The organism is Affinundibacterium flavidum, assembly GCF_014284175.1.
GTDB lineage: Bacteria > Pseudomonadota > Gammaproteobacteria > Burkholderiales > Burkholderiaceae_D > Undibacterium > Undibacterium flavidum.
In genome coordinates this window covers 120431-145185 of sequence record NZ_JACOGA010000004.1, presented here as the reverse complement: position 1 = coordinate 145185, position 24755 = coordinate 120431, and the positions used below count along the sequence as shown (strand labels likewise).

Below are 24755 nucleotides of genomic sequence, written 5' to 3'. Positions count from 1 at the left end.
GCTTGTTCGCTGGCGTCAACCTATGCAACATAGTCCACCTCCACTTTTTAAACAGGGCGCATCGGCGCGAGTTAAAGTGGTGTTCTTCGCAGTTTTTGCGCTCGCCCTCTTGATCGTCGATTCACGTATTAATTCTCTGGTGCGAGTGCGTCAAGTCGTTGCTACGGCACTTTATCCCTTGCAAATGTTAGTGTTGATGCCGCGTGATGCGGTAAAAAGTGTAGGCAGCTATTTTGCATCGACGGTGACTTTGCAAAAAGAATTGGCCGACCTAAAACAGCAGCAAATCTTGCAGACGCAGACACTGCAAAAAAGCACTTTGTTAGAAACCGAAAATGCCCACTTGCGGCGTTTGATGGAGCTCAAAGAACGTACACCTGGAAAGTCATTGCTAGTCGAAATTTTGTACGACGCGCGCGATGAATATGTACGTAAAATTATCCTTAACAAAGGTATGCAACAAGGTATTGCACTCGGTCAGCCGGTCATCGATGAACGTGGTGTGATCGGTCAAGTGACGCGGGTGTTTCCTCTGACGTCTGAAGTCACCTTATTAACCGATAAAAACCAGGCGATCCCGGTCCAAGTTGAACGCAGCGGTATGCGCAGCGTGATTACCGGTCGCGGTCGTTCGGCGTATCTGGATATGCGGGTGACCAGCAATGCGGATATCAAATTGGGTGATATTTTGGTGACATCGGGACTGGATGGCATTTATCCAGCAGGCTTACAGGTCGCGAAAGTGGCACAGGTTGAAAGCAAAGCTTCCACTACTTTTGAAGTTGTTTTGTGCACACCCATCGCCGGCATAGAACAACATAAGCAATTGTTGGTTTTGTTGGTAGAAACTAATCAATTGCCGCCGCCAGAGTCAGAAGAAGAGCGCACGAAGAAAGAAAAAATTAATCGTCGTATGACGCGCGATTCAGTGAAAGACGGCGATAAAAATCTGAGCAAGGAAGCTGTACCAGCGACTGCCGATACGGTGCCACCTGTTGTGCCATCAACCAATAACCCAGGCACTAGTTTGCAGACGAATCCGGTCGCTAACGCAAATATTGCAGCCCCAAAAACCGAAGTGCAGAGTACCGCTGCCAGCCCAACGAAAGAGGATAAAAAATGAACCGTCCTCACTATATTTTATTGCCTGCTAATTCTTTCTTTATCGCACTGAGTTTAGTCGTGGCATTTATGTTGAACCTGTTCCCTTGGGGCGCACGAGTTGGTATTCCTGATTTTGTTGCCTTGGTATTGGTGTTCTGGAGTATCCACCAACCGCGCAAAGTCGGTATCGGCGTGGCGTTCACCATGGGCTTATTGATGGATGTGCATGATGCGGTTTTTCTGGGCGAAAACGCCTTGGCATTCACGCTGCTATCGTATTTTGCGATTTCCATTCACCGCCGCGTTTTGTGGTTTCCACCGCTGGTGCAGAGCTTACAAGTCTTCCCTTTATTCTTGGGTGTGCAATTGATTCAGTTAGCTGTGCGTCTGTTGTCTTCTGATTCGCATTTTCCTGGCTGGACTTTCTTTCTTGAATGCGCAGTGACTACTGCACTCTGGCCAGTCGCCTCCTGGTTACTTTTAGCGCCGCAACGTCGCCCTGTCGATAAAGACAATACGCGTCCTATTTAACCTCAGAGCGGAGCGAGTATGACGGAGTTAAAAAATACCGAGCGTGAGCTGTATCTATTTCGGGTACGCCTGCTAGTCGTCGGTATTGTGGCGCTGATTTGCTTTAGCGCCTTAATAGGGCGTTTTGTCTGGCTACAAATCGTCAAGCATGAATCGTATGCGACCAAGGCCAACGAGAACCGGATTTCGGTCGTGCCTATTGTGCCGAATCGCGGTTTGATTATGGATAGAAATGGCGTGATTTTGGCGCGTAACTATTCTGCCTACACCTTAGAAATTACTCCTTCAAAAATCACCCAAGATCTAGATACCTTGATCGACGAGTTAGCGACACTGGTTGATATTCAACCTAAACATCGTAAGCGTTTGCGTAAGTTGATGGAAGAGTCAAAAAGTTTCGGCAGCTTGCCTATTCGCACCCGTTTGTCGGAGGAGGAAGTCGCGCGTTTTACGGCGCAGCGCTTTCGCTTTCCCGGCGTCGATGTGCAAGCGCGTTTGTTCCGTCAATATCCACTCGGTGATGTCGCCTCACATGTGATTGGCTACATCGGTCGTATCAATAAACATGATGCAGAATTGATCGAAGACAGCGATGATGCGCCGAATTACAAAGGCACGAATTACATAGGCAAAGAAGGTCTGGAAAAGAGCTATGAAAAGCTCTTACACGGCAATACCGGCTTTGAAGAAGTTGAAGTGTCGGCGGGTGGGCGTCCAGTTCGTACTTTGTCGCACAATTTACCTAGCTCGGGCAAAAATCTGATCTTGTCGGTCGATATAGAATTACAAAAAGTCATAGAACAAGCATTCGGCGATAGGCGCGGTGCATTAGTCGCGATAGAACCAGAGACTGGCGACGTATTGTCCTTTGTATCGATGCCGACTTTTGATCCAAATCTTTTTGTGGAAGGTATCGACCAGCAAAGTTGGAATGAACTGAATACTTCCGAAGATATTCCGCTATTGAACCGTCCGCTGACCGGTGCTTATCCGCCTGGTTCTACGTTTAAACCTTTCATGGCATTAGCAGCTTTGGAATTGGGCAAACGTACGATGACGCAGGCAATTTCTGATCCCGGTTATTTTGCATTTGGAAATAAGATTTTCCGCGACGATAGAGTTGGAGGACATGGTATGGTCGACATGTATCGTGCTGTCGCTTTGTCTTGCGATACGTATTTTTATCAACTTGCGAATGATCTGGGCGTCGATGCTATGCATGATTTCATGGCGCAATTTGGAATGGGACAGATTACCGGTATCGATCTGGATAACGAACGCAAAGGTCTATTGCCATCGACCGAATGGAAGCGTACCGCATTCAAAAAAACCATTAATCAACGCTGGATTCCAGGCGATACAATTTCGCTAGGCATTGGACAAGGGCAAAATACTTTTACACCTTTGCAAATGGCGCATGCAACGGCGACCCTGGTGAATAATGGTATTGTCATGAAGCCACACTTGGTGAAAATGGTAGAAGACCCGCAGTCCAAAGTCAGAACTTTGACGGTTCCGAAAGAAAGCAACCGAATTCCTTTGAAGCCTGAAAACGTGGAATTCATTAAGAATGCGATGGGCGGCGTGGTACGCGAGGGAACTGGAGCGCGTGCTTTCGCTGGCGCTGAATATCAGTCGGGCGGTAAGACAGGTACAGCGCAGGTTGTAGCGATGAAAAAAACTGAAAAACACGGCACCAAACATGCGAATCAACGCTTCCGTGATCATTCATGGTATATCGCTTTTGCACCGCTAGATAAACCAAAAATTGCGATTGCGATTATTGTTGAAAATGGCGGTTATGGTGCAGAGTCGGCGGCACCAATAGTGCGTAAGGCAATGGATTACTATTTGTTAGGTAAGCGCCCGACTGATAAAGCCGTGCCAGCAGCAGCCAAAGTCATCGACGATACAGAATTAATTGATCCCGCGATACAAAACGAAGAAGACTTAGTGAAGGCAATGTCTACGCAAAAAGCGCCGACTCCTCCTCCTGCAAATGTGCCAGCGAATTTGCCTATTGGTCCTGCAACTAATGGCACTAATGGCACAAATTCGGCAAAGGTTAGACCGGGAGACAAACCTAAGGATACATCTAAGACCCCAGCGAAATCTTCAGAGCAAATACCCGATCCGGTTCAAGCTGCTAAGGTGAAAAAATAAGATGGATAGTAAAGCGGTTTACTGGCAGCGCATACGCTCCTTCTTTTTAGTCTTCGATGCCCCTTTATCGATACTTTTGTTTTTGATTATGTCGACCGGTATCGTCACCATGTATTCCGCGGGTATGGATTTCCCTGGTCGCCTTGAACATCATCTACGTAACATCGTGATTGCCTTTTTTGTGATGTGGTTTGTCGCCAATATTCCACCGCAAACTTTAATGAGATTTGCCGTGCCTTTGTATACGATAGGCATTGCCTTATTGGTGGCAGTGGCGATGTTTGGATTAGTCAAAAAAGGTGCGCGGCGCTGGCTCAACGTGGGCACAGTGGTGCAGCCTTCAGAAATTTTAAAAATCGCTTTGCCCTTGATGCTGGCTTGGTATTTTCAAAAACGTGAAGGTGCATTGCGCTGGAAAGATTTCGGCATTGCGACGGTGATATTAGCCATTCCCGCGGGTTTGATTGCGAAACAGCCCGATTTGGGGACGACGATCTTGGTTTTTGTGGCCGGATTTTCGGTGATCTTTTTCGCTGGATTGTCGTGGCGTTTGCTCGGTGCTTTAGTGATATTAGGACTGGCCAGTTTACCCTTGGTTTGGCAATTTTTATTGCACGATTACCAGCGTCATCGGGTAGAAATTATGTTTGATCCTACCGTCGATGCGCTCGGCAAAGGTTTTCATATTATTCAATCGATGATTGCAGTAGGTTCGGGTGGCTTGACAGGTAAAGGCTGGCAAAACGGTACGCAATCCCATTTGGAATTTATCCCTGAACATACGACGGATTTTATTTCTGCAGTGTATCTGGAAGAGTTTGGCTTTGTCGGCGCAGTGTTTTTAGTAGTGCTTTACTTTTTGGTGGTGGTTCGTGGTTTGATGATTTCGGCGAATGCGCCGACTTTATTTTCGCGCTTATTGGCCGGTGCAGTCACCATGATTTATTTCACCTACGCTTTTGTGAACATGGGCATGGTGATTGGAATTTTACCGGTGGTTGGTGTGCCCTTACCGTTTATGAGTTTCGGCGGGACTGCGATGGTCACCTTGGGCATGGGCGCGGGCATTTTGATGAGTGTGCAATATCATCGTAAATTGATGAAATCCTAGGGCTGGGACATGATGACGATACAACGTAGCTTGTCTTATCTCAGCCAGAGCGCAGCCATTGCTGGTGTCTTGTTTTTGGCGGCTTGCTCTACCCCAGTCAAGGTCGCGCCCGCAGCAAAAGAAGTGAGTAAGCCAGTTAATGCAAGCAATAGCGCACTTACGCCCAAAATTGCTACCAGCACTGCGCCAGCCTTACCAAAGGCGAATTCAGGGCGTGGCGGTTATTATCAAGACGATGGCCCAGGCGATGATATTCCTGAAGGTTTGGAGTCGACGGTAGATCCTATTCCCGTCGTCGAACCTTACTCGCGCACCGGCAACAAACCCTATAAAGTTTTCGGTAAGGAATACACACCGATTAACGACAGTACCACGCCGTATAAACAGCGCGGTATCGCCAGTTGGTATGGCAAAAAATTTCATGGCAAACGCACCTCTTCAGGCGAGCCATATGACATGTATAAAATGACGGCTGCTCATCCGCTATTGCCGATCCCATCGTATGCACGCGTCACTAATTTAAGTAACGGCAAACAAATTATTGTGCGCATCAATGATAGGGGGCCTTTTCATTCCAGCCGGATTATGGATTTGTCGTACACCGCTGCTTTGAAATTAGGCTACTTAGGCAAGGGCAGCAGCGAAGTAGAGCTTGAACGTTTACTGCCGGAAGATATCGCCAGAATGGCGGAGAACAGCCAAAATCAAGTCGCGCAGAACGCATCTCCAAGTCGTACCATCAGTGCGAGCAATCCGCCTGCAACAGTGGCAACGGTGGCAACATCGGCAGCAGCAGACAAAGATGGCCTGACGCTGGAAACCATGATCGCTGCGCAAGAACGTAAATTACAGACTGAAATCCGACCAGTGACACTGTCTGAGCAAACGGTCAAAGCGGAAACTAAACCACAAAACAGTAGCGAAGCCAACGTGGGATCGGGCGGAGCTAATTTCTACCTGCAGTTCGCAGCTTTTGCGATTCGTGCCAATGCAGAGACGAGCATGACACAGCTAAAGCAAGTTCTTAAAAACCGTGAAAGCCGTGGTGAAGTTGGCGCTGAAGTTAACTTAGAAATTGTGCAGCAAGGTAATTTGTACCGCCTGCAAAGCGGTCCCTACACGCAGCGTGATGCGGCACAACGTGCAGCGCAAGAACTTGCGGTCGGTAGTGCCAAACCTATTGTGATTCAACGCTAATTTGGGGCGCCGTTGATTGCAGGCGAATATCGATTTAGGCTTGATCTTTCATTGTTAATGCCATTTGATACAAGGCATTTTTTTTCTGACCAGTGATCTGTGCCGCCAACGCTGCCGCTTGCTTCACAGATAGTTCTGCTAACAAGATAGTCAATATGCGTTTCGCTTCCAGATCGTCATCGGCCTGATCCGGATTGGCTCCTTCGACAATCACGACATATTCACCTTTTTCTCTGTGACTATCTTGCGCCAGCCAATGCGCGGCTTCGGCTAAAGTACAGCGATGAATTTCTTCAAACAGCTTACTTAGTTCACGCGCAAACACAATACGGCGTTCAGCGCCAAAGGCTTGCAATAAAGCCTGACAAGATTCCAAAATCCGGTGCGGTGCCTCATAAAAAATCAGATTCGCTGGTACTTGCATCAAACCCTGTAGCACGCTTTCGCGTTGCCCGGCTTTGGCTGGTAAGAAGCCGACAAAATAGAATTGGTCATTCAATAAACCACTGGCGGATAAGGCGCTGATCGCGGCGGATGCGCCAGGTAAAGGCGAGACACGCAAGCCAGCGGCACGTACCGCATCAACAATAATCGCGCCGGGATCGGACACTGCTGGTGTACCGGCATCCGATACCAGTGCGATGCGCTCACCCGCTTGTAAGCGCTGTATAAGCTTGGCGGCAACTTCGTGTTCATTGTGTTGATGTGCAGCGATTAAAGGTTTATGCAAACCGTAACGTGTGAGTAATTGCGCCGTATTGCGTGTATCTTCACACGCGACTGCATCAACGATGTTTAATAGATGCAGGGCACGCAAAGAAATATCTGCGCTATTGCCAATGGGTGTTGCTACTATGTACAGAGTCGCGTTAGGATAGCTTTGCTGTTTCACCGCTTCAAATAAGGCTGTAGGATTGAAAGCAGCATCGTGGTCTTGGCTCATGGGACTATTTCCATATTGTTCGTAACAAAGATTGTACGCTATGACAGAATCAAATTGGTTAGCACGCCGACTGGCGTCTATCCGTACCAGCAAGCAAAGAACTGGCGACGCCGCGGAGCAGCAAGCCTTATTGCATTTGCAAAGGCAGGGTTTGCAATTAGTGCAAAGAAGCTTCTTGTGTAAAGGTGGAGAGATTGATTTGATCATGCGTGATGGCAAGCATCTGGTATTTGTCGAAGTGCGCAAGCGCAGCTCACAGCAATTCGGCGGAGCGGTCGCCAGCGTCACGGCCAGCAAACAAAAACGCCTGATTCATGCGGCACAAGTTTATTTGCAGAGTATTAAGCCCTTGCCCGCTTGTCGCTTTGATTTGGTCGCGTTTGAGGGCGAACAACTGATTTGGCTAAAGAATGTGATTTCAGGCTGAGTTAAAATGGGACTTACGCAAAAATGCCAAAGCCAGAGGCATTGGCCTTCACTAGGCATAAATAAGCCATTGGGCTTATTTATGTCCGAGTTCAGCCCCCAGCGTCGTTGTCGCCACCTCGCCGTGCTCAAGCACTGTCTTCGTCGGCACGCCTAGCTGGGACAATTTTGCGTAAGCCCCATAGATAATAGAGATTGCCACGAAGAATTGTCCCTAAAATGCGCTGAAAACCCCTTATTGTCAGCGTTGACGGTAATAAAACCCTTCTTTTACCTGAAAATCAGATACCTACTTGATCTGTACTCCCCTATAATCGCCTCACTATGAAAAATCCACGCATACTTTCGCACTTTCAAGAAAGTGCAGAACTCAAAATGATTTCGGCTGAATTACTCGCCGAACCTATCGAACAGGCGATCGAATTGATGTTCACCGCACTCTCGAACGGCAACAAAATTTTGGCCTGCGGTAATGGCGGATCAGCGGCTGATTGCCAACATTTTGCCGCAGAATTGGTGGGACGCTTTGAACGTGAGCGTTTGCCTTTGCCGGCATTAGCGCTGACCACCGACAGTTCGATTATGACGGCGATTGCAAACGATTATAGTTTTCAAGAGGTGTTTTCTAAGCAGGTACAAGCCTTTGGTCAGGCCGGCGATATTTTATTGGCGATTACGACTTCCGGCAATTCACAAGGGGTTTTGAATGCAGTTGACGCTGCACTAGAGCGCGATATGCGCGTCATTGCTTTAACTGGCAAAGGCGGCGGCGAGATGAGCAGCAGACTGACTGAAGCTGACGTGCACATTTGTGTTCCCCATGACAGAACCGCACGGATTCAGGAAGTCCATTTATTAACCATACACTGTATGTGTGACGGCATTGATGCCGCTTTATTTGGCGGCGATTTTGGAGATGATACGAATGAATAAGTCTTTTTGGAATCCAGTAGTAAAAAGTTTGGCACGACCATTGTTGGTGGCGAGTTTATCCTGCGCGGTGCTAGTGAGCTTACAAGGCTGTGTCGCAGTCGTGGTCGGCGGTGCGGTGATGGGTACTTTAGCCGCCACTGACAGACGTACATTCGGTGCACAAACCGAAGATAAAGCTATCGTCTTAAAAGGTGAACTGGCGATTAAACGTGTTTTAGGCGATGCAGCGCACGTGAATGTCAATAGTTTTAATCGAGTCGCTTTATTGACCGGCGAAGTCGCCGATAACGAAGCGCGAGCCGCCGCCGAGCGAGAAGTACGTGCAGTGCAAGGCGTTATGAATGTGCAAAACGAAATTTTGGTGTCGGGCTTATCGAATTTTTCTGCACGTTCATCGGATATGGTGATTACCACTAAAGTGATTGCGTCTCTGGTGGATACCAAAGATCTCTATCGCAGCGCATTCAAGGTCATCACCGAGGGCGGTACGGTCTTTTTGATGGGCCGCGTCACTCATCGTGAGGGGGATTTAGCGGCGCGCGTCGCAGCTGGTGTGAACGGTGTACGTAAGGTGGTCAAGGTATTTGAATACATTACCGAAGACGAGTTGAAGAGCATGCTGGCAACGCCTAGCAAAGTAGATTTGAACGAAGAATCGAAGTAAACAAAATCATAGAGCTGCAGAATATTACAATTCGCAGCTCTTTTTTTTAGGAGAATGATATGGGATTCATTATTTTTTTACTTATCGTAGGCGCGCTGATTTTCTGGGCTATCAGTACTTACAATAATCTGGTCAGCTTCCGTAATCGTTTTAAAAATGGCTTCGCACAAATCGATGTGCAGCTTAAACGCCGCTACGACTTGATTCCGAATCTGGTGGAAGTCGCCAAAGGCTATATGAAGCACGAGCGCGAAACACTAGAAGCAGTGATCGCGGCGCGTAATCAGGCAGTCACTGCGAATGCGCAAGTGGCGGCTGATCCAGCGAACGCTGCAGCGGTGCATCAATTGTCGAATGCTGAAGGTGCCTTAGCATCGTCTTTGGGGAAAATGTTTGCTTTATCAGAATCGTATCCAGATCTGAAAGCGAACGAAAACATGCTGCAATTGACGGAAGAATTGACCAGCACCGAAAACAAAATTTCATTCGCCCGTCAAGCGTATAACGATAGCGTAATGCAGTACAACACGGCGTGTGAACAATTTCCAGGGAATATTTTTGCCGGTATGTTTGGTTTTAAAACCGCTGAATTATTGGAATCGACCGAAGCACCGGAAGAGCGCAAAGCGGTCAAAGTTTCTTTCTGATTTTCTTTGTGATTTGTGTGAATTTTCTTCATTCGATTTATACCATTTAAATACGCATCCATGAACTTCTTCGAGCATCAGGCGCAAGCACATCGAGAAAGTAAGAAATTACTATTCTTATTTGTGCTGGCGGTGATCGCGATTGTGGTGGCAGTCAATGGCACCTTAGCTTTGTTATGGCTGTGGTCGAAAGGAATGCATGCGGCGGGGTCGTTCACTTATCCGCGCGGATTCTTTTTGACCAATACGGCAGTGACGCTATTGTTTATTGTCGGCGGCACTTTGTTTGAAATGGCGCGTTTAAAAGACGGTGGCGATGCCGTGGCGCAGATGGCTGGTGGTCGTTTAGTGCAACCTGATTCGCGCGATATTCAGGAGCGTCGGCTTTTGAATATCGTCGAAGAAATGGCATTAGCTGCGGGCATCGCTTGTCCGCGCGTGTATGTGATGGATGAAGAAGATGCGATCAATGCGTTTGCCGCTGGTTATCATCAAAATGAAGCGGTGGTGGCAGTCACACGCGGTACTTTATCGCGCTTAAGCCGCGATGAATTACAAGGTGTGATTGGGCACGAATTCAGTCACATTTTGAACGGCGATATGCGCATGAATGTGAAGTTGATTGGCGTCTTGTTTGGAATCCAAATGCTCGCCAGTTTGGGTCAGCATTTGATGGAGTGGGGCGCCCGCATGGGGGGCTCACGTAGCCGCGATGAAAAAGGCCCATCGCTGCAGTTGATGATGATCTTGCTGGGTGTGGCTTTGTTTGTGATCGGTTACATCGGAATATTTTTTGGACGTTTGATCAAATCTGCGGTATCGCGCCAACGGGAATTTTTAGCCGATGCCAGCGCCGTACAATTTACCCGAAATCCGGATGGGATCGGCGGTGCTTTGCGCAAGATTGGTGGACTCACGCGTGAAAATAAATGTGGCTCGCGGATCAAAAATCCGAATGCTGAACAGTTATCGCACATGTTTTTAGGCGCGGCGCGGCCGAATTTATTGTCCGGCCTATTCGCTACTCATCCGCCTATTGCGACCCGCTTGCAGCGTTTGTACGGGCGTAATGTGGAGCTGTTAGATGCTGGTGAGCTGCCTCCTGAAATTGACGAAGCTGCGGCGATGGGGGCGGCAGTAGCTGGTTTTGCGCCTAATTCTGCAAAAGCGCAGATGCCCGCGGCTATAGCCGTTTCTACCACCAGCTTTCATCCGGAGTATGGTTATCAGACCGCCAAGTCTTCGGTCGATATGCCCTTCGCCAATAAGTTATCTGTACCTGCAACTGCATCTATAACTCGCCCAGTGGCGGCTAGTATACCGTCGGAAATCGTGCAAGCAGCACGTGACCCGAAAGCGGCCAGCGCCTTGGTTTATGCGCTATTACTGGATCGCAGCGATGCCGCTAGCTTTCAAATTCAGCTGGACATTTTACGTCAAGCTATCCCTGCACAATGCGCGTTAGTCAGTCTATTGCATGAGATGACGGAAACCATGTCCGCCAGTATGCGTTTGCCCGTGTTGGATCTCGCGACGCCTGCTCTGAAATTATTGAGTGCTGAGCAGGCACAACAATTATTGGGTATTGCAGCCCGTCTGATCGCAGCAGATCAAGTGGTGACACAAGCAGAATTTGTCTTGCAGACAGTGCTGCAGCGACGCTTGAGTTCGCAAGCGGGTCGTGACGTGAAAGTGAAATATGCAGGGCTACATCAATTACCAGCAGAAACTGCTTTGCTTGTTTCACTCATGGCGAGCACAGAATTTGGTCTAGAGCAGGCGGAACAAAGGTTTCAGACCGCCTTGGATAGTATGCCCGAACTTAGCTTGGGTGCAGCCCGATTTGTGCCGCTTGCAAAGGTAGATTATTTTGAAGTGAAGCAAGCTTTGGATAAATTGCAGCAACTCGCACCATTGGCAAAGCCATTTTTGATTCGCTTGATGCTCAAGGCAAGTGGTAAGGAATTGAGTACCGCTGGCGCTGATTTATTGCGCAGCGTTTGTGCGGCCTTAGATGCGCCAGTGCCAGAAGTTGTTAGTGCCAGTTACACCTCGGTACCAGCACTGTGACGTCAACAAAAATAGTACAAGAATAGCTTAAGCGCGTCCTACAATCGCCGCCGTTGCGATCAATTCCTCTATCAACGCCAGCGACATCTTGCCCGACATACGATGTGGATTGAGCTCGGGCAAAGCTGAATACTTTAATAGAATCGATGGATTGATTTTACCCAGATTCGCTTGTCCCATAGTCCAGCACGCGTAACGCCGCTCGGTAATTTCTTCATAGTCCAATAAGATCACATCGGTATGCCGAGGATCGCGCAAGATGTGCCCGTACAAAGTGTTAATGGCTTCACGTCCACCTTCTAAAACTTGCATAAAGACATGATCGCTGTGACACAGAATGCCAGTGATGCCGTGCTGCGGATTGTGTTCACGCGATTGTTGCATGATGCTTTGTATGACGTCATTCAAATTGCCATCAACGGTACGGCTCGCGTATAAAAGACGAACTAACATGCTGGTTTTCCTATCACGTTTGTTGTTGAAGCTTGGTTATTGAAAATCGGATCTGTTTAAACGGTGTTGATTGGAGGAATTATGCGCACCGAATTTATTACTATCGACATGACTATTGTTGACCGTCGGAGTGGTGCGCATGGCGCACCCTACTGCATATAGTCATTGTTTACTTCTCATTTATTTCTCATTTATTTCTCATTTACTTCTTAATCAGCGACAAAAATTCACGGCGTAAATTCGGATCTTTTAAGAATGAACCATGCATCACGCTATTGATCATTTTTGAATCCATATCTTTCACGCCACGCCAGTGCATGCAGAAGTGATCGGCTTCCATCACTACGGCTAAGCCATCGGGTTGCATTTTTTCTTGTAAGGTGTCGGCGAGTTGTACGACCGCTTCTTCCTGAATTTGCGGACGACTCATAATCCAGTCGGCGATGCGCGCATATTTTGATAAGCCGATCAGGTTCGAATGCTCGTTTGGCATCACGCCTATCCAGACTTTGCCGATAATAGGACACAGATGATGCGAGCATGCGGAACGTACCGTAATCGGACCGATGATCATCAATTCATTTAAATGGGATGCATTGGGAAATTCCGTTACCGACGGCATAGGCTGGTAGCGTCCTTTAAAAATTTCATTCAAATACATCTTAGCGACGCGACGTCCTGTGTCTAAGGTATTGTGATCGCTGGCCGTGTCGATTACCAGGCTTTCTAATACACCACGTAGTTTGTCTTCTACTTCTGCCAATAATTGATCGAGTTCGCCGGGTTCGATGAAGTCGGCGATATTGTCATTCGCGTGATAACGTACTTTGGCATTGACGATGCGCTCACGGATACGTTGAGAGACGGGGATGCTAGGTACGGCTTGAAACTTGGAATCAGTTGGCATTGTTTGTCCAGTCGGCGCGGGCGCCAAAAAGCAAGAATTCGTGCAGGAAATAGGTAAAAGAGCGTGCAATAAGTTGTTATGGTAACTGAATCAGCGCTCTTGTGTTTTGCACTGTAGTGCTTTTAGCGATTCATCTAAGTTAACTATTCAAGCAAACCTAATAATTTAGGGTTCATCGCGATCCGACGATTTTCCTTTCGCCATTTCTTGCATTGCCATGCGTATGGTGCGCATTTGCGTGCCAAAGTTCGTGCAAGAACGACACATACTTAAATGAATTTTTAATTGGGTGCGCTCTGCCAAGCTTAGTTCACGATCTAAGTTTTCGGATAGTTTTTGGTGAGCCTGTTTGCAGGTATAAAAGATGCGCATAAGAAAATTCTGGTAAAGAAGCTATTTCGCAGACGGTGTGTGGGCAAACCAGTTGAGTTCCAAGCATTCGCGCAAACGCAAGCGTGCACGATAGAGAAGAACCCATAGATTAGACGTGCTCAAGGCCAATTCCTTACAAATTTCTTCAGTAGATAATTCCAGCCACTCACGCATCATGAAAACACGGGCAGTTTGTGCCGGCAATTTTTCCAAGCAAATTTCCAAGGTTTTGAAAAAATCCTGTTGCTGCAAACTCGCCTCAGGCGCACCCCAGGCGCTAGCGACTTCTATCGTATGCCCATTTGCATTAAATAAATGATCGACAACATCGTCATCGGATTGATCTTCTCCGGCAAAATCGGCGAATTGCGCTTCACGATTCCCCGCACGCAAAAAATCAATAATTTTGAATTTCAAAATACCAATAACATAAGTGCGCAGACTGGATTTGCCGCTAAAACTATCGGGTTTCTCTAGTACGGCCAGCAAGGTTTCTTGTACCGCATCGTCCGCATGCACAGCATTTCTCAGCTGCAGCAGGGCAAACCGCAGCAAGGCGGGGCGCATAATCTCTAGTTGTTGATGTAGTTCCGCAATGTGGGACATGAATAAAAATACCTGATCAGGTTTTAACGGGCATCGCTTTTGCCTGTAAAATTCAGGCTAAGACCTCGATACTTCATAGGATAACCTTAATATGAGCATTACGACAAACACTCTCGACGAAACACCAGATCGCTTAGCCGGGGTAGAACCTGAAATCAAAGCGGAGATTTTGGCTGAGGCTTTACCGTATATCCGTAAATTTCACGGTAAAACTATCGTCGTGAAATACGGCGGCAATGCGATGACAGAAGAACGTTTGAAACACGGCTTCGCCCGCGACGTGATTTTGCTCAAATTAGTCGGTATGAACCCAGTCGTTGTACATGGCGGTGGTCCACAAATTGACAACGCCCTGAAAAAAGTCGGCAAACAAGGCACTTTCGTCCAAGGTATGCGTATTACTGACGAAGAAACTATGGAAGTCGTGGAATGGGTCTTGGGCGGTGAAGTCCAACAAGATATCGTGATGCTTATTAATCACTATGGCGGTCAAGCTGTCGGTTTAACCGGCAAAGACGGTGGTCTCATCCGCGCCCGCAAAATGAAAATGCCAGACCGCGAAAACCCAGGTGAATTCTTAGACATCGGTTTCGTCGGCGAAATCGATGCGATCAATCCTGCGGTCGTCAAAGCCTTGCAAGATGACGCCTTTATTCCGATTATCTCCCCTATCGGTTTCGGCGAAGACGGCCAAGCCTACAACATCAACGCTGATTTAGTCGCCGGCAAAATCGCCGAAATCCTGAAAGCCGAAAAGCTGATCATGATGACGAATATCCCTGGCGTCTTAGATAAACAAGGCAACTTGGTCACAGATTTATCCGCCAGAGAAATCGACGAAATGTTCGCAGACGGCACGATCTCCGGCGGCATGTTGCCGAAGATTTCTTCAGCTTTGGATGCAGCAAAATCAGGTGTGAATACGGTGCATATTATTGATGGTCGGATTCCGCATTCGTTGCTGTTGGAAATTTTGACTGAGCAGGCTTTTGGTACGATGATTCGATCGCATTAATATCTTTTTGGGATTTTGGTATGTATGGACTTAAAGTTAGAATCAATGATAACCCTTGCATAGTCGGTGGTGCAGACGACCTTTCTGTGTTGTCTGCGATACTGACTTGTTCAGGAAAATTGGGCGATGCTACGAACCCACCAAGTGGTGACGACACTCAGGAATTTATGTTTCGACTTGGAGGATTGACATCGAGGATCGATGGTGCTACGGATGAACACTTGGTTTGGGTAGAAAATCATGACTTAAAATTAGGTGACAAAGTCATCATTGAAATTGTAGATGTTGACATTGCTGACTCCATTATCAGTGGTGAGGAAGCAAAAGAGAGAGCTTATAACGAGCAAACTTATTTTGAGCACTGCAAGCGAGCATATTTTGAATTGCGTGAAAAATATGAGCTCGAAAGTTAAACAACTACGTTTGAAATTTGATGTAAATAGTTTGTCTATAGACGCTGGAGGATAGTTCTTCCGCTTCTGGCGATGCCAATTGTGCGATACAGAAAATGGAAAAAGAAAGCTTCGTTGTTTGAGCGAAGCGAGTTTCGAAGTTTTCCCATTTTTTGTATTGCATAATTGGGAACCCGAAGGGCAGCGACAGCGCGGTCGCCTTTCTTTGCATCCTTTCTTTGGCGAAGCAAAGAAAGGATGTGGCTGTCGGGCCACCCCCGACCAGAGGTCAACAAATTTAGCCCAGAAGATTAAAAAGTATGAAGTCAAAACAAACCATCTGGCTATTCGATCTAGACAACACCCTACACAACGCCAGCGCAGCAGTCTTCCCCAGCATCGCCACCAACATGACGCGCTACATTACGCAGGTGTTGGCAGATGCGAATCACCCATCCGACCCCACCACCGTAGAAGAATTACGTGTCGGCTATTTAAAACGTTATGGTGCCACGCTAAAAGGCATGATCATCCACCACGGTGTCAATGAAAAAGACTTCCTGCGTGAAGCGCACCAATTCGATCACCTACCTGATCTGCTGAAAAAAGAACGTGGCCTGTCGAAAATACTTGCGCGTCTACCGGGCAAAAAAATCCTGTTCACGAATGCCCCGCAAGACTATTCACAACAAGCGATCAGGCACTTCAACCTACACCGGCATTTTGCTGCACATATCGCTATAGAGAACATGCGCGTGCACGGCAAATCTCATCCCAAGCCCAGTAAGCCTTATTTGCGCAAGCTCTTAGCGCAACACGGCTGGCAAGCTAGTCAATGCATTTTGGTAGAAGATAGTGTCGCGAATATCGTAGCCGCTAAACAAATTGGCATACGCACTGTGATGGTGACGGGGCATGGACAACACGTGCAACAGAAAAGTATTTCTGCCAGCGCCGATATCACAGTAAAATCAGTATTCGAATTGCCACGACGTTTGCGTCAGTTGCGCCTCGCTTAGTTGTACTTAGTTACTCTTAGTCTTCTTCATTGTTACTGCCAAATATTCTCAAGCTATGTCTATCACAAAACCCGGCGAGCGTAAGCTCCAGATCTTGCAAGCCTTAGCAGGTATGTTGGAAAATCCTAAGGGCGAAAAAATCACCACGGCCGCATTGGCCGCCAAGATTGATGTGTCGGAAGCGACTTTGTATCGTCACTTTGCCAGTAAGGCACAGATGTTTGAAGGCTTGATTGAGTTTATTGAAACCACGGTGTTTGGATTGATCAATCAAATCAGTCAACAACATAAAGACGGTCTGCAACAAGCGCATGGAATCACTTTGATGTTACTGAGTTTTGCTGAGCGCAATCCGGGTATGACGCGGGTGTTAATTGGGGATGCTTTGGTACATGAAGATGATCGCTTACAACTGCGTATCAATCAATTGATGGATAGAATTGAGTTAGCGTACAAGCAGGCACTCAGACAAGCTGGTGCACAGGGACAAGTGCCCGAATCGGAAGTGGCGATGCGGGCGAATTTGTTGACGACTTTTGTACTTGGACGTTGGCAGCGGTATGCTAAGACAGGTTTTAAAGCTAGCCCGACTGAACTGGCGACCTTGCAAATTGCCGTACTGCTCTGATGGGATTTACTTTTCCGACAGCCGTTCCAAATTGCCACGCAAGAGATTGAAAGCTTCTTGATATAGGGCATCGACTTGATTGGCTTTAAGTTTGATGGTCAATACTGCGCGCTCAGCATAGTCTGCTTGCAAAATACTCGCCTGATAGTGATCGCATACACGCCGTAATTGCGATTCATCGGCGAAGTTAACCGCTAATTGAATTTCACTCAAGACTTCAATCGCGATCAATTCTGCATTTTTAAACGCATCTGAAATCGCCTGGCCGTAAGCGCGGGTTAATCCGCCTGCACCTAGCTTGGTACCGCCCCAATAACGCACTACGACCGCTAACACGTTGAATAATTCCTTATGTACCAAGACGTTGTACATAGGTTTTGCGGCAGTCCCTGAAGGTTCGCCATCATCGTCTAAACCTGAATCTCCATCACATAACAAAACCCAGCAAACGTGCACGGCATTTGGATGTTGCGCACGAATTTGGCTGAGTAATGTTTGTGCTTCGCCACGGCTATAAATCGGATAAAGCTGACCAAGAAAACGACTTTTCTTAATCTCGATTTCAGCAGCGACTGCCGATTTAAGTTGATACATATCAGATTTTTGTCAGCTGAAAAAATTATTGGACTACGAAATTTTCAAGAAAAATTTCAGCAACTATTTCTTTATCCCATTGCGTCAAAGCTTTATTGAGTTTGTCACGTAATTCATCGATTAAGTATTTTTTTCCCGCAGTCGTGAGGATATCCGCCGATTCTTTTCCGCTCAGCGTCAAAATAATCACATGCCGTATCACGGGCATCAGTTGTTTGATTTTTTCTGCCGCATTCGCATTCATTAACTGCAAGGTCATGGTTGTTTGCAGATACTGATCAAAGCGGCTCAAGTTGACGACGAAAGGTTCTAAACGCGCAACTGGTGCGCTTTCACTGGCAGGCGCTTTGTCGCTATTTGCTCGCGCATCATTTGTGATAAATACAGTGCCGAAAAACAGGCTGCTGAGAAAAATAAATTCGCGTATTCCGATGCGCATTACTAATTTTTTACTGATCAATCTCATTTCCTTACTGCGATAAATATACAGTTGATGCTGCTGTACCGACAGCATTGCATCAACCGTTTATTTATATTCTTAATTATGACGTTTGTTACTTGCTTAGTTACGTACTTAGTTACTTGCTTAGTTACTTTTTCTGTTACTCGTTTTCGCCTTACACCGTCAAAGGTTTGTAACGAATACGCTTGGGTTTCGCACCTTCTTCACCCAGACGTTTTTTCTTATCCGCTTCATATTCTTGGTAGTTACCGTCGAAGAAACTCACTTGTGAATCGCCTTCGAACGCCAAGATGTGCGTCGCGATACGATCTAAGAACCAGCGATCATGCGAGATGACCATCACACTACCAGCGAATTCCAATAAGGCGTCTTCCAAGGCACGCAAAGTTTCTACGTCCAGATCATTCGATGGTTCATCGAGTAATAAGACGTTGCCGCCTTGCAGTAAAGTTTTTGCCAGATGCAAACGACCGCGCTCACCGCCAGATAAATTGCCGACGATTTTTTGTTGATCGCCACCTTTGAAATTGAAACGACCAAGGTAGGCGCGCGATGGCATTTCGAAACGACCGACTGTCAAAACATCTGCGCCGTTCGCGACATCTTCAAACACGGTTTTGGTATTGCCGAGGTCCTCACGGGATTGATCAACCAGTGAGATTTTGGCAGTCTGACCGAGCGCGACCTCACCGCTATCGGGTTGTTCAATTCCTTTGATCATTTTGAACAAGGTGGATTTACCCGCACCATTCGGGCCGATGATACCGACGATAGCACCAGGTGGAATCTTGAAGCTCAAATTGTCAATCAACAGGCGATCACCGAAGGATTTGCTGACGTTTTTGAATTCGATGACTTCATTACCTAAACGCTCTGCGACTGGGATGAAAATCTCTTGCGTTTCATTGCGCTTCTGGTATTCGTGCTCGCTCATTTCATTGAAACGTGCCAAACGGGCTTTACTCTTAGCCTGACGTGCTTTTGGATTTTGGCGTGACCATTCCAATTCTTTTTGCAAGGCGCGTTGACGGGCTGATTCTGTGGCTTCTTCTTGCTTCAAGCGCGCTTGTTTTTGATCCAACCAGGAAGAGTAATTACCTTTCCAAGGAATACCTGCGCCGCGATCGAGCTCCAAAATCCATTCCGCTGCGTTATCCAGGAAATAGCGATCATGCGTAATCGCCACTACAGTGCCCGGGAAGCGCAATAAAAATTGTTCCAGCCAATCGACTGATTCCGCATCCAAATGGTTGGTCGGTTCGTCGAGCAAGAGCATGTCTGGTTTCGATAATAGCAAGCGGCATAAGGCGACGCGACGTTTTTCACCGCCAGATAAGACGCCAATTTTGGCGTCCCACGGTGGCAGACGCAAAGCATCAGCTGCCATTTCTAACTGCAATTCGACGTTGTCACCCGCTGATGTGGAAATGATCGCCTCTAAGCGCGCCTGTTCATTTGCCAGCGCATCAAAATCAGCATCTTCTTCAGCATAAGCGGCATATACCAATTCTAGTTTTGCTTTGGCCTCAAACACTTCACCGAGCGCGCCTTCAACGGCTTCGCGTACGGTTTGTTCTGGGTCGAGTTGTGGTTCTTGCGGTAAATAGCCGATGTTCAGATTCGGCATAGGTACGGCTTCACCTTGAATATCTTTATCGATACCCGCCATGATTTTTAAGAGAGAAGACTTCCCGGAGCCATTTAAACCCAACACGCCGATTTTGGCACCTGGGAAAAAGGACAGAGAAATATCTTTCAGAATTTGACGCTTAGGCGGCACGATTTTGCCGACCCGGTTCATGGTATAGACGTAATTTGCCATTTTTGGGGAGTTTTCAGAGTGAAAATTGGAAGCCGCTAGGATACCTCAAGAGCAGACTGAATCGTGCCATGGCGAAGAAAAATAGTTGTTGAGAGAATTGCTATGCATACTTAAATGGCAAGAGGTTCATAGGATTTACGTAAAACAGATACGGGCGTTGTTGTGTTCTCTTGTCATTCGCGATAAAGATGGAAATCGTATTGGCATTGATAGTCAATGTGGCAAGCTAGGTGCGTCGTGTGCGCCGAAGCAGCTGCACAAAAATAAGGCAATCAGACAACAATAATTTGATATTCTTTAAAGACACTTTGAAAGTGTTGCTATCGATTGTCATATAAAGTTAAGATGAATGCGACTGGCGTTAAAATGGTTAGAAAATAAACAAAATACTGGTATAGTCGACATTTCGCCTCATTTGCATGGTGGGTGCCAGCATTAGTCTCAGTTGATGTAGTTTGTGTCATGTCGTATGCCTAGTGTCGTTGTTGTTTGTCCTGCTTTACTTGTTTTTTTGTGGACTTTTTTGCTGTCTTCATTGTTGTCTTTTTTTGGAAGTTGTTCCTTAGATCGTATTTATGGAATCAATCATTAAACATTTGATGGAGATTACGGGTCATCGTGACCATGATCTGCTCAATATTTCCGTTATTTCTGCGCTCAGTGAGTTGACTCAGGCAGCGCGTGCGCGCGTGCTGGATATCTTGCACGTCGGCGATAAGGTGTTGGTCAAAGCGCAAATTACTGTAGATCACGGAAAAGTAGCACCTAACGAAGAGCATCTCGTACATTTGGTGCCAGAGCTACCGATAGAACAATTTCCTCAGTTGTTAAAAGGATTAAGTCAGCAAGACAACGTGATTGAACAGCTTGATGAGCAAGGCATACGCACAGTGTGGTTGCCGATCTGGATCAATGAAAAAGTGAATGTTTGCTTGGAAATTTATAATCCCGGCGTGTATTCAGAAAATACCAAAGAAGTCATGAGTGGCATTTTGGTGGTCTATCGTAACTTCCAAAATTTGCTCGATTACAGTGAGCGTGATTCTTTAACGGGCTTATTAAATCGCAAAACTTTCGACGACAATTTTTCAAAGATTTTGCGCACCAGCGTACAGAAGCAATTGTCGGATGAAATTGATCAACCCGATGTTGAACGTCGTAACAGCGATAAAGAGAAACAGCATTGGCTGGCCGTACTGGATATCGATCACTTCAAACGTGTGAATGATACTTTTGGACATTTGTATGGCGATGAAGTGTTGATTCTGGTCGCGAATCTCATGCGAACGTCCTTTCGGCCAAGTGACAAATTGTTCCGCTTTGGTGGTGAAGAGTTTGTGATCTTGTTGCGCTCAACCAGTAAAGATGATGCGCGTATGATCTTTGAGCGTTTCCGTGAAAACGTGGCGCGTTATCCTTTCCCGCAAGTGGGTACTGTCACCATCAGTATTGGCTTTGCGCATATCGACCCTTTCGAACCAGCTGTTGGGATTATTGGTCGCGCCGATCAAGCTTTGTATTTCGCCAAGAGCAATGGTCGTAATCGTGTTTGCCACTACGAAGATCTGGTTCAGTCAGGTGATCTGCACATAGAACAATCGCATGATAGTGTGGAATTCTTCTAACCCATTCATTGAAACTTATTCACTGAAACTGATTCATTGAAACCTATTGATTGAAACGTCTGCAGTCGGGTGCATCGTCTTGCACATGAGATTTGCGCCAGTTTTTTGAATTCCACCACCCACATCCTCACTCATGGAACTACGTCAACTACGCTATTTCGTCGCTATTGTTGATCACGGTTCTTTATCACGTGCAGCACGAGTTTTGCATATCGTTCAACCCGCTTTAACCCAACAGATTCAACAATTAGAAGAAGAATTGGGTGCGAATCTTTTACATCGCTCTGCACAAGGTATGCAGGCGACCGATGCGGGCAAGATTTTTTACGAGCATGCTTTAGCGATCTTGAAACAAGTGGCTGATGCAAAATCTGCAGTGAACCAATCGACCGATAAACCGAGTGGTACAGTGGCACTTGGTATCCCTCAAAGTGCCTCGGGCGCATTGGCATTACCGTTGTTAACCGCGGTGCGTGCGGCATTCCCCGATATCGTGTTTCAATTGACTGAAGAATTAACTGGCAATTTGACCGAACAGCTAGCTTCAGGTCGTTTGAATCTGGCCGTGTTGTTTGACGATGGACAGCTAGGGAAATTCAATACCAAGCCTTTGGTTGAAGAGCAGATGATGTACATCACGCGTGCCGATTCGCAATATGCATGCAAGCGTAAATCCATCACGCTCGATAAAGTTCTTCAAGCACCTTTAATACTACCGAGCATTCAGCACGGTGTCCGGCCGCGCATAGAACAAGTGGTACGCGAACAAGGCAAACAGATTGTGAATGTGATCGATATTACGTCGATTGCGATTTTAAAGTCTGCAATTTTGGCGGATATGGGAGCGACGATCTTACCTGTATCGCCGTTGCTGGCAGAAATTGAACGTGGTGATATGCGAGCGAGCGTGATCAGCGATGTTGCACTATCCCGCACGGTGACTTTATGTTCTTCTAAAAATATCCCACTCACCAATGCTGCGCAAGCAGTAGAAAAATTGGTACTCGATGTTAGCCGTGACTTATGCCTGAGTGGCAAATGGCTGGGCGCGAAGAGTTTGATCTGATGACCGGTCTGACACAACAACGCATCGGTCGCCTCAGTATGATAGGCGGTGCAATATTGTTCTGGGCGTTGATGGTCGCAGTCGCGGTGCAGGATTACTGGCGTGATGGCGGGCAGAATGTGTGGGAGCCTATATTTTGGGAAAGCTCTTCGGCACTCGTGGGTAGTTTTCTGTTTTATTTGCAGTTGCCGGTCTTGACCGAGCGAAAGCTACTACAAACGCCGCGGCGTTGGTTCTTGCGCCAGATTGCTTACTTGCCCTTGGTCTGCATCGGCTTTATTGTTCTGACTTTTTCACTGCGCCATGCTGTGTATTTTCTCTTTGGGCGCACTTATTCGCACGATCCCTGGCCAGAAGTTTTTGTGTATGAATCGATTAAGTTGTCGATCTTTCTTGGCCTGTTTTACGTGGTCATTTTCGGCGTGCAATCGTATATATTTTTGCTAGAAGAAAAAAATAACGCAGAGCGCGCTACCAAATTATTGCAAGCCGCACATATACAAAGATTGAGTCAGCAAATACAACCGCACTTTTTATTCAATGCCTTAAATGCGATCTCTTCGCTCATGTATACCGATGTGGATGCCGCCGATAAAGCACTCAGTCGGCTCGCGGCCTTACTACGTCATACCCTAGACTTAGGTGAGGAGACAGAAACCAGCCTGGAGCGTGAACTAGAACTCTTGCATGCTTATGCTGATTTAATGTTGATACGATTTGACGAGCGGGCGCTCATAAGTTGGCAAATCGCACCCCAAACTTTGCGCTGTAAAGTACCTACCATGTGCTTACAAGTGCTATTGGAGAACACCTTTAAACATACAGTGGAAAAACGCTCGGGCATGACGCAAATCGTCGTGCGAGCGAATGTGCTGGCCGACCAATTACAATTGATTGTGGAAGATGATGCCGGGCATTTGTGTAGTAACTCAGGCAGTAATTTAGATAGCAAACCTGCGGGCATAGGTTTGAATAATTTACGCCAGCGTTTGGCGGTGATGTATGGTGAACGTGCGAGCTTTGAAATTGAGCCGCAGCACCTTGCTGGGGTTCGTAGTGAAATTTGCTTGCCATTGCGGAGCGAAGGATAAACATGGCTGAGCAACTGCGCGTTTTAATTGTGGATGATGAGCGACCAGCACGCGATAAGCTGCGGCGTTTGCTTAGTGCGCAATCGGCAGTGAGTTTTATCGCAGAAGTACGCGATGGCGTTGCTGCCTTGCAGACCTTGGCACAAGAAAAATTTGATATCGTTTTTTTAGATATTCAAATGCCAGAGCTTGATGGCTTAAGCGTTGCGCAACAAATTCCTGAACCCGCACCGCAACTCATCTTTGTGACAGCTTACGACCAATTTGCGTTGCAGGCCTTCGATGCGAATGCGCTGGATTATTTGCTAAAACCATTTGATGAAGAGCGATTTTTGCGCGCATTCAATAAAGCCAGAAATGCAATAGCGGCGCAACGTGTGCAATCGGCGGTGCCAATTAAAGCCGCACCACTGATTATTCAAGAACGTGGCAATATGCAGGTAGTTCAGGTGGAAGATATCCACTGGGTCGAAGCGGCTGACAATTATGTCTTGCTACACACCGCACATACCACTCACATGCTGCGCCAAACTTTGTCGGTGAGTGCGCAAAGATTAGGTGCTGCATTTTCACGCTGCCATCGTAGCTATCTGGTCAGGCGTGATCAAATTTTACGTTTTGACGCAAATGGAAAAGGCGACGGCGAATTTTATTTGCAGAGTGGTGCGGTAATCCCTTGTAGCCGTCAATACCGCGAAGAAATTTTGCAACGTCTGCAACAGCAGAGCTGATTTTGACGGGTCCATTTCATATATGGATAGTTTTTGCGAATGAAAAATCAAGTGACAATACAAAAAATCTCTATTGCGATGGTGATCAAGGTTTTTGTGATTATTTTTGCTATCATTTTTCACGATACCCCTATTTCTATTCCGTATTTTTCAAATCCAATAACTCTCACTACACTGTGAAC

General features: G+C 46.9%; 27 protein-coding genes. 18 read left to right on the top strand and 9 right to left on the bottom strand.

What is annotated here, in order from left to right; translation table 11 throughout:
- Positions 1 to 22 precede the first annotated feature (22 nt).
- The 5 genes from mreC to H8K55_RS05510 are packed head-to-tail and all read left to right on the top strand — an operon-like array spanning position 23 to position 6106.
- Entirely contained in the window at positions 23 to 1123 is a 1101-nt protein-coding gene (gene mreC / locus H8K55_RS05530; protein ID WP_186941083.1) for a rod shape-determining protein MreC, read from the top strand.
- Positions 1120 to 1635 (top strand): rod shape-determining protein MreD, encoded by a 516-nt coding sequence (gene mreD / locus H8K55_RS05525; RefSeq protein WP_186941082.1) that lies wholly within the window; start codon positions 1120 to 1122, stop codon positions 1633 to 1635. The genes mreC and mreD overlap by 4 nt, the downstream gene beginning before the upstream one ends.
- 18 nt (positions 1636 to 1653) lie before the next feature.
- Positions 1654 to 3798, top strand: coding sequence for a penicillin-binding protein 2 (mrdA, locus tag H8K55_RS05520; protein WP_186941081.1), 2145 nt, complete (start codon positions 1654 to 1656; stop codon positions 3796 to 3798).
- Position 3799: 1 nt separating this feature from the next.
- Positions 3800 to 4909, top strand: a complete 1110-nt coding sequence (gene rodA, locus H8K55_RS05515) for a rod shape-determining protein RodA (RefSeq protein WP_186941080.1) — start codon at positions 3800 to 3802, stop codon at positions 4907 to 4909.
- A 9-nt stretch (positions 4910 to 4918) separates the two neighbouring features.
- A complete protein-coding gene (locus H8K55_RS05510) occupies positions 4919 to 6106 on the top strand; it encodes a septal ring lytic transglycosylase RlpA family protein (protein WP_186941079.1) in 1188 nt (395 codons plus the stop codon).
- 34 nt (positions 6107 to 6140) lie between these two features.
- Here H8K55_RS05510 and rsmI read toward each other — a convergent pair whose 3' ends face one another.
- Positions 6141 to 7049, bottom strand: coding sequence for a 16S rRNA (cytidine(1402)-2'-O)-methyltransferase (gene rsmI, locus H8K55_RS05505; protein ID WP_186941078.1), 909 nt, complete (start codon positions 7047 to 7049; stop codon positions 6141 to 6143).
- A gap of 40 nt (positions 7050 to 7089) precedes the next feature.
- Here rsmI and H8K55_RS05500 point away from each other — a divergent pair, with 40 nt between their 5' ends.
- On the top strand, positions 7090 to 7476 hold the full coding sequence (locus H8K55_RS05500) for a YraN family protein (RefSeq protein ID WP_186941077.1): 387 nt from the start codon (positions 7090 to 7092) through the stop codon (positions 7474 to 7476).
- Between the two features lie 75 nt (positions 7477 to 7551).
- On the opposite strand, the gene H8K55_RS22010 is transcribed toward H8K55_RS05500, so the two are convergent.
- A complete protein-coding gene (locus H8K55_RS22010) occupies positions 7552 to 7677 on the bottom strand; it encodes a hypothetical protein (RefSeq protein WP_268977987.1) in 126 nt (41 codons plus the stop codon).
- 122 nt (positions 7678 to 7799) lie between these two features.
- Here H8K55_RS22010 and H8K55_RS05495 point away from each other — a divergent pair, with 122 nt between their 5' ends.
- The 4 genes from H8K55_RS05495 to H8K55_RS05480 are packed head-to-tail and all read left to right on the top strand — an operon-like array spanning position 7800 to position 11789.
- On the top strand, positions 7800 to 8408 hold the full coding sequence (locus H8K55_RS05495) for a phosphoheptose isomerase (RefSeq protein ID WP_186941076.1): 609 nt from the start codon (positions 7800 to 7802) through the stop codon (positions 8406 to 8408).
- Positions 8401 to 9072: a BON domain-containing protein gene (locus H8K55_RS05490; RefSeq protein ID WP_186941075.1), complete on the top strand. Its 672-nt coding sequence runs from the start codon at positions 8401 to 8403 to the stop codon at positions 9070 to 9072. Before H8K55_RS05495 ends, H8K55_RS05490 begins: the two co-directional genes overlap by 8 nt.
- Before the next feature lie 59 nt (positions 9073 to 9131).
- Positions 9132 to 9719, top strand: a complete 588-nt coding sequence (locus H8K55_RS05485) for a LemA family protein (RefSeq protein WP_186941074.1) — start codon at positions 9132 to 9134, stop codon at positions 9717 to 9719.
- A gap of 60 nt (positions 9720 to 9779) precedes the next feature.
- Positions 9780 to 11789, top strand: coding sequence for a M48 family metallopeptidase (locus H8K55_RS05480; RefSeq protein ID WP_186941073.1), 2010 nt, complete (start codon positions 9780 to 9782; stop codon positions 11787 to 11789).
- Positions 11790 to 11816: 27 nt separating this feature from the next.
- Here H8K55_RS05480 and H8K55_RS05475 read toward each other — a convergent pair whose 3' ends face one another.
- From H8K55_RS05475 to H8K55_RS05460, 4 genes are all read right to left on the bottom strand, one after another.
- The gene (locus H8K55_RS05475; RefSeq protein ID WP_186941072.1) at positions 11817 to 12242 is read right to left on the bottom strand and encodes a BLUF domain-containing protein; all 426 of its coding nucleotides are present in this window, start codon (positions 12240 to 12242) and stop codon (positions 11817 to 11819) included.
- A gap of 202 nt (positions 12243 to 12444) precedes the next feature.
- Entirely contained in the window at positions 12445 to 13149 is a 705-nt protein-coding gene (gene folE, locus H8K55_RS05470; RefSeq protein ID WP_186941071.1) for a GTP cyclohydrolase I, read from the bottom strand.
- 165 nt (positions 13150 to 13314) lie between these two features.
- Entirely contained in the window at positions 13315 to 13521 is a 207-nt protein-coding gene (locus H8K55_RS05465; RefSeq protein WP_186941070.1) for a zf-HC2 domain-containing protein, read from the bottom strand.
- 21 nt (positions 13522 to 13542) lie between these two features.
- Positions 13543 to 14127 (bottom strand): sigma-70 family RNA polymerase sigma factor, encoded by a 585-nt coding sequence (locus tag H8K55_RS05460; RefSeq protein WP_186941069.1) that lies wholly within the window; start codon positions 14125 to 14127, stop codon positions 13543 to 13545.
- A 91-nt stretch (positions 14128 to 14218) separates the two neighbouring features.
- Here H8K55_RS05460 and argB point away from each other — a divergent pair, with 91 nt between their 5' ends.
- The 4 genes from argB (at position 14219) to slmA (ending at position 17181) form a co-directional block, all read left to right on the top strand.
- Positions 14219 to 15142: an acetylglutamate kinase gene (gene argB / locus H8K55_RS05455; RefSeq protein ID WP_186941068.1), complete on the top strand. Its 924-nt coding sequence runs from the start codon at positions 14219 to 14221 to the stop codon at positions 15140 to 15142.
- A gap of 20 nt (positions 15143 to 15162) precedes the next feature.
- Positions 15163 to 15555, top strand: a complete 393-nt coding sequence (locus H8K55_RS05450) for a hypothetical protein (protein ID WP_186941067.1) — start codon at positions 15163 to 15165, stop codon at positions 15553 to 15555.
- Positions 15556 to 15854: 299 nt separating this feature from the next.
- The gene (locus H8K55_RS05445) at positions 15855 to 16553 is read left to right on the top strand and encodes a pyrimidine 5'-nucleotidase (protein ID WP_186941066.1); all 699 of its coding nucleotides are present in this window, start codon (positions 15855 to 15857) and stop codon (positions 16551 to 16553) included.
- A 55-nt stretch (positions 16554 to 16608) separates the two neighbouring features.
- Entirely contained in the window at positions 16609 to 17181 is a 573-nt protein-coding gene (gene slmA, locus H8K55_RS05440; RefSeq protein WP_186941065.1) for a nucleoid occlusion factor SlmA, read from the top strand.
- Between the two features lie 6 nt (positions 17182 to 17187).
- Here the strand turns inward: slmA and H8K55_RS05435 are convergent, their stop codons facing one another.
- The 3 genes from H8K55_RS05435 to ettA all read right to left on the bottom strand — a co-directional run bounded on the left by H8K55_RS05435 (position 17188) and on the right by ettA (position 20060).
- Positions 17188 to 17775, bottom strand: a complete 588-nt coding sequence (locus H8K55_RS05435) for an IMPACT family protein (RefSeq protein ID WP_186941064.1) — start codon at positions 17773 to 17775, stop codon at positions 17188 to 17190.
- A 25-nt stretch (positions 17776 to 17800) separates the two neighbouring features.
- Positions 17801 to 18214 (bottom strand): flagellar basal body-associated FliL family protein, encoded by a 414-nt coding sequence (locus tag H8K55_RS05430; RefSeq protein WP_222612375.1) that lies wholly within the window; start codon positions 18212 to 18214, stop codon positions 17801 to 17803.
- A 178-nt stretch (positions 18215 to 18392) separates the two neighbouring features.
- A complete protein-coding gene (gene ettA, locus H8K55_RS05425) occupies positions 18393 to 20060 on the bottom strand; it encodes an energy-dependent translational throttle protein EttA (protein WP_186941062.1) in 1668 nt (555 codons plus the stop codon).
- A gap of 575 nt (positions 20061 to 20635) precedes the next feature.
- Between ettA and H8K55_RS05420 the strand changes: the two genes are divergently transcribed.
- The 4 genes from H8K55_RS05420 (at position 20636) to H8K55_RS05405 (ending at position 24573) form a co-directional block, all read left to right on the top strand.
- Entirely contained in the window at positions 20636 to 21685 is a 1050-nt protein-coding gene (locus H8K55_RS05420; RefSeq protein ID WP_186941061.1) for a GGDEF domain-containing protein, read from the top strand.
- 133 nt (positions 21686 to 21818) lie between these two features.
- Positions 21819 to 22751, top strand: coding sequence for a LysR substrate-binding domain-containing protein (locus H8K55_RS05415; protein WP_186941060.1), 933 nt, complete (start codon positions 21819 to 21821; stop codon positions 22749 to 22751).
- On the top strand, positions 22709 to 23842 hold the full coding sequence (locus H8K55_RS05410) for a sensor histidine kinase (protein WP_186941059.1): 1134 nt from the start codon (positions 22709 to 22711) through the stop codon (positions 23840 to 23842). Before H8K55_RS05415 ends, H8K55_RS05410 begins: the two co-directional genes overlap by 43 nt.
- A 2-nt stretch (positions 23843 to 23844) precedes the next feature.
- A complete protein-coding gene (locus tag H8K55_RS05405; RefSeq protein WP_230408491.1) occupies positions 23845 to 24573 on the top strand; it encodes a LytR/AlgR family response regulator transcription factor in 729 nt (242 codons plus the stop codon).
- Positions 24574 to 24755 lie beyond the last annotated feature (182 nt).